8 protein-coding genes are annotated in these 9,076 nt (G+C 49.7%); 3 read left to right on the forward strand and 5 right to left on the reverse strand.

What is annotated here, in order from left to right; all coding sequences use genetic code 11:
- The 4 genes from VIM87_RS31245 to VIM87_RS31260 all read right to left on the reverse strand — a co-directional run.
- Window positions 1-2,712, reverse strand: a 2,712-nt coding sequence (locus tag VIM87_RS31245) for an error-prone DNA polymerase (protein ID WP_332000786.1), incomplete at its 3' end; no start/stop codon positions are given.
- Window positions 2,713-2,728: 16 nt separating this feature from the next.
- On the reverse strand, window positions 2,729-4,231 hold the full coding sequence (locus VIM87_RS31250) for a DNA polymerase Y family protein (protein WP_332000787.1): 1,503 nt from the start codon (window positions 4,229-4,231) through the stop codon (window positions 2,729-2,731).
- A gap of 1 nt (window position 4,232) precedes the next feature.
- Complete coding sequence (locus VIM87_RS31255) at window positions 4,233-4,964, reverse strand: Error-prone repair protein ImuA (RefSeq protein ID WP_332000788.1); 732 nt, start codon at window positions 4,962-4,964, stop codon at window positions 4,233-4,235.
- Between the two features lie 244 nt (window positions 4,965-5,208).
- Window positions 5,209-5,559: a helix-turn-helix domain-containing protein gene (locus tag VIM87_RS31260; RefSeq protein ID WP_332000789.1), complete on the reverse strand. Its 351-nt coding sequence runs from the start codon at window positions 5,557-5,559 to the stop codon at window positions 5,209-5,211.
- A gap of 119 nt (window positions 5,560-5,678) precedes the next feature.
- On the opposite strand from VIM87_RS31260, the gene VIM87_RS31265 reads away from it, so the two are divergent.
- Both VIM87_RS31265 and VIM87_RS31270 read left to right on the forward strand, forming a co-directional pair.
- Complete coding sequence (locus VIM87_RS31265; RefSeq protein WP_332000790.1) at window positions 5,679-6,707, forward strand: aldo/keto reductase; 1,029 nt, start codon at window positions 5,679-5,681, stop codon at window positions 6,705-6,707.
- Between the two features lie 263 nt (window positions 6,708-6,970).
- Window positions 6,971-7,270, forward strand: a complete 300-nt coding sequence (locus tag VIM87_RS31270) for a DUF6624 domain-containing protein (protein WP_332000793.1) — start codon at window positions 6,971-6,973, stop codon at window positions 7,268-7,270.
- Window positions 7,271-7,282: 12 nt separating this feature from the next.
- Here VIM87_RS31270 and VIM87_RS31275 read toward each other — a convergent pair whose 3' ends face one another.
- On the reverse strand, window positions 7,283-7,936 hold the full coding sequence (locus VIM87_RS31275; protein ID WP_332000791.1) for a carboxypeptidase-like regulatory domain-containing protein: 654 nt from the start codon (window positions 7,934-7,936) through the stop codon (window positions 7,283-7,285).
- Between the two features lie 388 nt (window positions 7,937-8,324).
- Between VIM87_RS31275 and VIM87_RS31280 the strand changes: the two genes are divergently transcribed.
- Window positions 8,325-9,076 (forward strand): LacI family DNA-binding transcriptional regulator (locus VIM87_RS31280; protein ID WP_332000792.1); only part of this gene is annotated, 752 nt, incomplete at its 3' end.

Below are 9,076 nucleotides of genomic sequence, written 5' to 3' on the forward strand. Positions count from 1 at the left end.
ATCCTGTATCACATGTTCAGATGCCGACATTTCCGGTAATGTGATCTGCGTTTCAGCAGCGCTTTCTGATGGCGTGCCGGCAAACAGCGCAATAGGCCGGTCGTGCAGGGCCGTTACTTCCCATAAGGCCCGGCGCCGGTCAAGGCCTAATGATCTGAAGGCATCTGCATCTGCCAGTTTTTCCAGGGTGTATTGTGATACACCGGCATCACGCAAAGCAGTAATAGTAGTATAGTGTGCAGTACGTGAGGTAACAAGTGCCTGCACATCTTCTTCCCGCACACCTTTTACCTGGCGAAAGCCCAGGCGTATCGCGTGCGGGAGATCAGGCCTTTTCTCGATCGTATTATCCCACATGGAATGGTTCACATCTACCGGCCGTACCTCTACACCGTGGTTCTTTGCATCGATCACGATCTGGGCCGGCTGGTAAAAGCCCATGGGCATGCTGTTGAGAAGGGCGCAGGCAAAAACATCGGGATAAAAACATTTAATCCAGGACGATACATATACCAGCAGGGCAAAGCTAACAGCATGGCTTTCCGGGAATCCGTAGCTTCCAAAGCCTTCCAGCTGTTTAAAAATGCGATGGGCAAATTCTTCATCGTATTTATTGGCCACCATTCCGCTAACCAGTTTTTCCCTGAACTTGCTTACCATGCCCGGCAGCTTAAAGGTGGCCATGCTGCGGCGAAGCGCATCCGCTTCCGCAGGTGTAAAACCTGCAGCATCAATGGCTATCTGCATGGCTTGTTCCTGGAACAGGGGTACGCCTAAGGTGCGTTTAAGAATGTTCTCTAACGCAGGAGAAGGATAGGTGACCAGTTTGGGATTTTTTCGCCGTTGTAAATACGGATGCACCATATCGCCCTGTATCGGCCCCGGCCGCACAATGGCCACCTCTATCACCAGGTCGTAAAATTCTTTAGGCCGCAGGCGGGGCAACATGGCCTGCTGCGCACGGCTCTCTATCTGGAAAACGCCAATGGTATCTGCATGAGAGATCATTTCATAAACGGCCTCGTTATCCTGCGGAATAGTAGCCAGCGTATAGGAGTCCCCGTAATGATCCTTCAACAGGTCAAAACCCTTACGGATGCAGGTGAGCATGCCCAATGCCAGCACATCTATCTTCAGAAACCCCAGGGCATCAATATCGTCCTTATTCCATTCAATACAGGTACGGTCTTCCATACGTGCATTCAGGATGGGGCATAGGTCAGACAATTTCCCCTGCGTAATTACAAAGCCCCCGGTATGCTGCCCCAGCTGCCGTGGAAAACCCATGAGCTGCCCGGTAAGCTGTAACACTTTCCGCAGCAGCGGATCATTGGCATTCAATCCCTGTTCTGTAAGGCGGTGCTCCTCAAACCATTCCTCCGTAAAATCCCAGATGGAGGCGGATAAGCGGTTAATGGTATCTACCGATAAGCCCATTGCTTTTCCTACATCGCGGATAGCGCCTTTTTGGCGTTGCTGCGTTACCGTTGCCACAATAGCTGCACGGTCGCGGCCATACTTTTTGTAAATGTATTGCATCACTTCCTCCCGCCGCTCATGCTCAAAGTCCACATCAATATCAGGGGGCTCATTCCGTGCAGAGGAAATAAAACGCTCAAACAGCAGATCGAATTTTGAGGGGTCAACAGAAGTAATACCCAGGCAGTAACAAACCGTGGAATTGGCCGCCGACCCACGGCCCTGACATAAAATATCCTGCTCCCTTGCATAGCGTACAATATCATGCACGGTTAAAAAGTAGGGGGCATAGTTTTTATCTTTAATAAAGTTAAGCTCGTGATCAATGGCCTTACTTACTTTTTCAGGAATGTCATTGCCAAACCGTTGCCGGGCGCCCTCCCGGGTAAGAATGGTTAGCTCTTCCTGCGGGCTGCGGCCATTACTGGTCAGCTCTTCAGGATATACATATTGCAGCATATCCAGCGAGAACTGGCAGGCTTCCGCAATTTCCTGTGTACGCTGGATGGCATCGGGGTATTGCCGGAACAGCCGCTGCATTTCATCCATGGGTTTCAGATACCGTTCTGCATTGGGGTGCAGCCGGAAGCCGGCATTATGGATAGTACATTTTTCACGGATACAGGTGAGCACATCCTGCAGCTGTCGGCGCGTAGTATGGTGGTAATGCACATCGTTGGTGGCCACCAGGGGTATGTGTAATTGTTGGGAGAGCTCTGAAAGCCGGTAGAGCTTTTTGGCATCATCGCCCTGGTAGCTGCGGGATGCAGCCAGGTACAGCTCATCGCTCAAAGCTTCCCGGTATGCTTTCAAGGCCTGCCAGAAATCCGGTTCAAAGCTGAAGCTTGTGTTTAATGAATCAGGTGGTATTACAATGAACTTTATGCCTTTGGCATATTTATATACATCGGCCTTAAACAGCTCACATTTACCTTTCTCCGTTCTCAGGTTACCTTCTGTCAGCAGGTTACAAAGCCGGCTATAGGCTTCTTTATTGGTGGGATATGCCAGCAGGCTGGGGCCATCCACGAGGTCAAGCCGGCAGCCGGGAATGAGCTGTATATCTTTTCCCCTGGCGGCTACATGCGCGCGTACAATGCCCGCAAGCGTGTTACGGTCTGTAATGGCTATCTTCTTATAACCATAAGCCAACGCCTGCTCTACCAGCTCTTCCGGATGAGAGGCGCCCCGCAGGAAGCTAAAATTAGAGGTAACCTGTAATTCAGTGTACATACATCATCTCATTTTCTTACGCAAAAAAGCCGTGAATGAACCAGCAATGCGGTTTATTCTCATCATAATGCCCCGACCTGAAAAGCCAGTAACGGCGGCCATCCTCATCCTCCACTGCATAATAATCCCTGTGCAGGCCTTCCTCCAGCCACCATTCGCGTTCAATACGTTCAGGACCATCTGCCTTTTTTATGTAGTGCAGCTTGCCTTTGTATGTAAATAACATGGGCGGATAGTCAGGTATGGGGGCGCTTACCTCTACCGGCTCCGGTTCCCGCAACAGCTGTGTGGGGCGGGGACGGTCTGTGCGCCAGGGGATGGTTGGTTTTTCCTGCATGGAAGTGGTGGGGATAACAGACCGTTCGGGCCAGTAATGTTGTACAGGCAAATAACGGCGAATGGTATGCACGCCTGTTTTACCCGCCAGCCGGTCTGTCAGCTGCGCCAGGGTAATGCTTTCCAGGCTGCAGCCACCGGTCCACAATGTTTCCTGCTGGGAAAAAGCATCTTCCACATGGGGTGCTTCCAGTATAAAAAGCTCTATGCCTAAGGCCGGTTCAATAGTGGGGATCTTATTTTCAAACAGTTTAAAAAGATGACGGGCATTGTGTGAGGCACGGTTAGTTCCAATTTCCACCTGTTCAATCTTCCCATCCACCCGGTATGCTTTAAGAACAGCGGTACGCAATCCCTTGCCTTTTTGCTGCAGGCGGATGCAAAGTGCTTCCAGCAGCCGTTGCAGCGCAATTTCAATACCCGTTGCCGTTAGTATCGGTTCTAAACAGGGCAGCCGTTCCTGGTAGGGGGGAATGGGCAACAGCGGATCAATAGTTTCCTCTTCCCGGCCCAGGGCCTGGTCTATCCGGCAAAGCAGCTCCTGGCCAAAGCGCCTGCGCAGCGCCGAACGCGGCATGTTTATAAAACTGTTAACCTGGTACAGGCCCAGCTTTTGTAAACGTTCCAGCAGATCCGGTTCCAGGCGCAGCGCAGCTGGTGGTAAAGGCAGCAGGGCAGTGGCCTGCTCTCCGCTTTTAATAATGCACGTAACCTTTCCATACCGCGCTACCGCCCATGCGGTACCAATGGTATCTGCAATGGCTACACGTACATGATAGCCAAAAGCTTTTAAGCGGGTAATGATCTCCTGCAGGTAAGGCTGTTCTCCACCCCACAGGTGCGCACAGCCACTGGCATCCAGTATCAAACCATCGGGCAGATCGGTGGCGGCAACAGGAGTATAACGTATACACCATTTGCAAAGCGCTTTCAGTAATTGCTCCGCTAACCCGGGTTTGTTGTTAAATACCTGCAGTGCGGGAACAATGGCCCTGGCATCTGCCAGCACCATTCCAACAAAAATGCCCTGTGCCTGCGCAGCAGCGCTGGCAGCTGTTATTACCATACGTCCGTGATCAGGCGCCGCCAGTATAAAAGGCTGATCCTGTAATTCTGGCCTGCGGATGATCAGCCAGTCTGTTATTAAATGACGGAACCATATGGCTACAAAACGTTTGGGCATGTTATCCTATTTTTCGTATATCCGCCTGCGGTTGTAATGCAATATTTTCAGTGATCATGTTGAACCGGCCCTGCGCCCATTCCAGCTGCCATTCGCCGGGTTTTCCATTGCGCACTTTTATAAGTGCTATATGCCAGCGGGGAAAGCCAATGACAGGTATATTGTTAATGGGCCCGCTGGGCAACGGGGTGATCCTCCACCGGGCCACACAGGCATTTGCGTTCAGATCACGTGGCTGATGACGCAGTATAAAACCGGTTACCCTGCTTTGCTCTACTGCCAGCTGCAGCCGCCTGGATGCGGTAAAGCTAATGTCCCGCATTTCGCCTACCACAGCTGCCAGCCCTTCACATTTCAACGCTTCTTCCATAGCCCATAACACATCCCGCTCGCGTTGCAGATCTACAAAAATGATCTGGTCGGGTGTTACGCCAAACATTGCCAATGCAGGCGGAAAAAGGGTGCGCGCTGCGCTGATCCATACACAAACACGGCCCTGCTGCATCAGGGGGGCCAGCAGGCCGGCAATAAACCCGGTGGTAGCTGCTGCCTGTTCTGCAGCGTCACTTAAAAATTCATGAACGGCTGCTGTAGGAAAAACCGCGTTGGGGAATGCCGCCTCCACGGGCTCAAGGCCTGCGTGAACAGCTGCATTTATCGCTGGTTTAAAACCCTGCAAAAGCAACAGCTCTTTTTGTAACTGACTAATGATCTCTTTTTTAGTGGCGGACATGGCGGAGGATCTTATTTACTGATCATATGAATGTGTGGAGTAAAGTGATCCGCTGCCGCTTTTCCTATCGTTATCATGCTGCCAATATTTTTAGCAATTATATGCTAAAAATATTAGTCAGGCAAGGTGCTTAACAATCCAATATTAATATGGTGTTTGTAAGTGGGTGATTATCAGGATAAAGAACAGGTATTCATGTGGATGATTTTTTACAGCATAGGTGGCTTGTTAACAAACCGCTTACTCATTTTTCCGCTAATACCTCCTGCAGCCGCTCCCGGTGGCGGTCTCCCCATTCGCCCATTACCTTTATCACAGGCAGCAGAGTGGCCCCGAATTCGGTTAAGGTATATTCTACTTTAGGGGGCAGCTCTGAATAAACTTTCCGGGAAATAAGGCCCGCTGCAAACAGCTCATTCAGCTGCACGGCCAGCACTTTCCGGTTAGCGCCCGGTAACCTGCGCAACAAGGCACCCGGCCGTTTAATGCCCTGGCTTATATAATGAATAAGCCCCACTTTCCATTTGCCATACAGCACTTCCCGGGCCAGGTACACGCTGCAATCCAGCTTTACGGGATTTTTTCTTTTATACATGTACCAAAGATAATATATCCGCCGCCGGCGGCCATAGGGATAAATTTATGGCTATTGAATCATTTATGCGTACTTGTTTGCCAGGCCTCCCGGATAGAATTTTGCATTAAAAATAAGCGATGCAATACAGGTTATTCGGAACAGGAACAGGTTTAAGAGTAAGCGGCATAGCCCTTGGCGGCGCTATGTTCAGTAATAACGGCGGATATGGCGCAGAACCGGCTGCCGTGCGTGAGATGCTGGAAACTTACCTGGCAGCAGGCGGGAACTTTATAGACACATCGGACCTGTACCAGGGTGGTGGGTCAGAGCAGCTGATCGGTGAGTATATATCGGGCCGGCGAAATGAGCTGGTGCTGGCTACCAAATATACATTCACTCATTCCCGTTCCTCCACCATAGCCATGCTTGGCAACAGCCGCAAAGCTATGGTACAGGCCGTGGACGCAAGTCTCAAACGCCTGCGTACAGATTATATAGATCTTTACCTGGCACATGCTGCAGATAATGTTACGCCTGTGGAAGAGATCATGCGCGGTTTTGAAGACCTGACCCGCTCCGGCAAGATCATTTACGGAGGCCTTTCCAACTTCCCTGCATGGCGTGTTGCCACTGCAGCAACGCTGGCGGACCTACGAAACTGGGCGCCGCTTACCTGCATACAGCTGGAGTACAGCCTTATTAGCCGTGCCGCAGAACGGGAGCTGCTGCCTATGGCTAATGGTTTTGGTTTGGCGGTTTTAGGCTATTCCCCGCTGGGCGGCGGTGTGCTTACCGGTAAATACCGGAAGGGCGGGACCGGCCGTATAACACACATTGCCGGTAAAACACCGGATGTGCAGTATGATGCTATTCTTGATCAGCTGTTTGAAATAGCAACAGTAACCGGCGCTAACGCAGGGCAGGTGGCCATTGCATGGGCCGCAGCCAGGGGCGTGATCCCGGTAATTGGCCCGCGGACAACAGCCCAGCTGGAAGATAACCTGGGCGCAGTGCATGTTCAGCTTACTGCAGAACATATTAACCGGCTGGATGAAGTGAGCGCAATTGTTTTAGGTTACCCGCATGAGCTGCTGGCAGAGCAGCAGGCAAGGCTGGCGGCGGGGCAGCCGGAGCTGACAGAAAAGCCGCGTAGGGTGGTGGTGTAACGGAAAAGCCTGCCGCCAAAAGGGCTCACCTTTGAGTCCACACAATGGCAGCATTTTAAAGACAGTGTATTTACTTCCCATCACATACGGCTGGAAAAAATGCTGGATAGTTATGGCTATCCGGGTAGTGATATGGTAGGGGAGGAAGGTGCGCATCATTTCTGGTTATTGGTGCAGCACCTGGATAAATGATCTGCATCAGCAACAGGTAATTAAGGCCATGGAGCAGCAGGTGGCTGATAAAAAAGCATTCTCCCAAAGACCTGGCGTATTTAACAGACCGTGTGCGGCTGAATACCGGCGGTAAACAGGTGTACGGCACGCAGGCCACTTATAATATAGATAGCTGCCAGGCTATTCCCAAACCCCTGGAAGATCCGGCATCTGTGAATGAGCGGCGGAAAGCAGTAGGCCTGGAGCCGCTGGAAAATTATCTGAACATGATGAGCGAAAGCCATTTCCAGATGAATAAGGAAATGTATGAAAAGAAAGGTATTCAAGGGCCTAAGCTGATTAGCAAAAAAATAAGTAATGACCGTATGATCATTACTTATTATCGCTAAAGCAGTGTGCTGCTATTTGAGCTTTACGTGCACTACCTCTCCATCCTTCTCTACTTCCACGTACTTTTCCAGCAGGTCAGCGTGCCCTATATTATAATACTCCCGCTGGTAATAATTCGTACTTCCGCCATAGCTATTATAGCCGGTACCGGTATACCGGTCGTAATAAGCGCCGGAGCTCCAGTTCAGCACGGCCTGCAGGTAATATTTGCCGGGTTTCATATCCGGGAAGGTGAACTCACCGTCGCTATTGGTAATAGCTTCCAGGCGAAAGCGCCAGGCATCCGGAGAGATGTAGGCATATTTCAGCTTCTTGGGATTTTCCTTTTTCTTCAGGTCCAGGTACTCTTCCAGGTAAGGTGTTACCGGGAATAAGATGATCTTGATCTTATTGGCATAGATCTTTTTTCCCAGCGGCGCTTTATAACCAAGCCCTGTTTTAGGTTTGGTAAAAGCTACTCCCTTAATTGCGCCCTTGCCAAGCGCCAATGCTTTCCTGGCGGCTAAAGTATCAAACGGTGTTTTGGCAAACAGGCGGATGGTATCATCCCGCTCCTTTTCTACGTACTGTGCTTTTGTTGGTGTGCTTAGTAAAACAGTCCCCAGCGTAAACAGAAAAATGGCCGCATTTGTACAATTTTTCAATAATAGATCCTTTTGCTTCATGGTTAAGATAAACGATGTTTGGGTTCTTAAAATATATTAATAAGATCAATGGTGTCCCTTTATTATACAAATGCGTATAGGCGGCAAAGTTAATTATTTACCGGGTTTTTTAAAGCGGAAAGCTTTGTGAGCATAGGTTTCAGGGCTAACCGTATGATTAGCAATATGAAAAAAGCCACTAACTATTGGTAAGCAGGTGCTTCTGTATGTACCGGGAACCGGCACCAGGGTCGAGAACGTTTACATAATTTTTTATGCAGGTAAAGGAAATACCAGTTATATTAGAAGTACACTCAGGTCCGGTATTCATCCAGCCGGCATAATTTATAAGGGGGAATACAACTATTGTAATTTAGGGAACACACCTGTATCTACGCTTATGGCCAGTATGATCACTATAAAGGATATTGCGCGTAATCTGAATATTTCCGTAGCCACGGTGTCCAGGGCTTTGCGCGATACCTATGATGTTAATAAGGAAACGCGCGAAAAGGTGCTGCAAATGGCCAAAGCGCTGGATTATAAACCGAATGTGAACGCCACCGGCTTAGCAAAAGGAAAAACCAATAACATTGGCATTATCCTGCCTTTTGTAACCAATTATTATTTCTCCACCGTTATTACGGGCATCCAGGAAGTGGCATACAGCAAGGGATACAACATTATGCTGTTCATTACCAATGATGCCGAAGAGCGGGAAATAGACATCACGCACAACCTGAACATTTCCAGTTTTGCGGGTTTCCTGGTATCCTCCTGCGCGTCTTCTTTCAAACATTTCAGCGAGCTCACAGACAAAGGTATCCATGTAGTGTTCTTTGACCGCGTATCACCTACCATGGATACTTCTAAGGTAATGCAGGATGATTATAACGGCGCCTTTATGGCTACGGAGCACCTTATTCAGCAGGGCTATACCAGGATAGCGCACCTGGCCGGCCCGCGCGGCATTGCCATGACGGAGAAAAGATTAAAAGGTTACCAGGATGCGCTGGAAAAACATAACCTGCCGCTCAATGAGCAGTTCATTATCCACTCCGGTTTTTCGCAGGATTGTGGTGAAGCAGACACACAAAAATTATTATCCTGTAAAAAAAGGCCCGATGCTATTTTCGGTGTGAATGACCGTAAAGCCATTGG

The organism is Chitinophaga sp., assembly GCF_036569125.1.
Classification (GTDB): domain Bacteria; phylum Bacteroidota; class Bacteroidia; order Chitinophagales; family Chitinophagaceae; genus Chitinophaga.

Excerpts from the sequence above, each read along its gene's own strand:
- VIM87_RS31275 (WP_332000791.1), bottom strand. The coding sequence starts at position 7,936 with ATGAAGCAAAAGGATCTATTATTGAAAAATTGTACAAATGCGGCCATT.
- VIM87_RS31250 (WP_332000787.1), bottom strand. The coding sequence starts at position 4,231 with ATGCCCAAACGTTTTGTAGCCATATGGTTCCGTCATTTAATAACAGAC.
- VIM87_RS31255 (WP_332000788.1), bottom strand. The coding sequence starts at position 4,964 with ATGTCCGCCACTAAAAAAGAGATCATTAGTCAGTTACAAAAAGAGCTG.
- VIM87_RS31265 (WP_332000790.1), top strand. The coding sequence starts at position 5,679 with ATGCAATACAGGTTATTCGGAACAGGAACAGGTTTAAGAGTAAGCGGC.
- VIM87_RS31260 (WP_332000789.1), bottom strand. The coding sequence starts at position 5,559 with ATGTATAAAAGAAAAAATCCCGTAAAGCTGGATTGCAGCGTGTACCTG.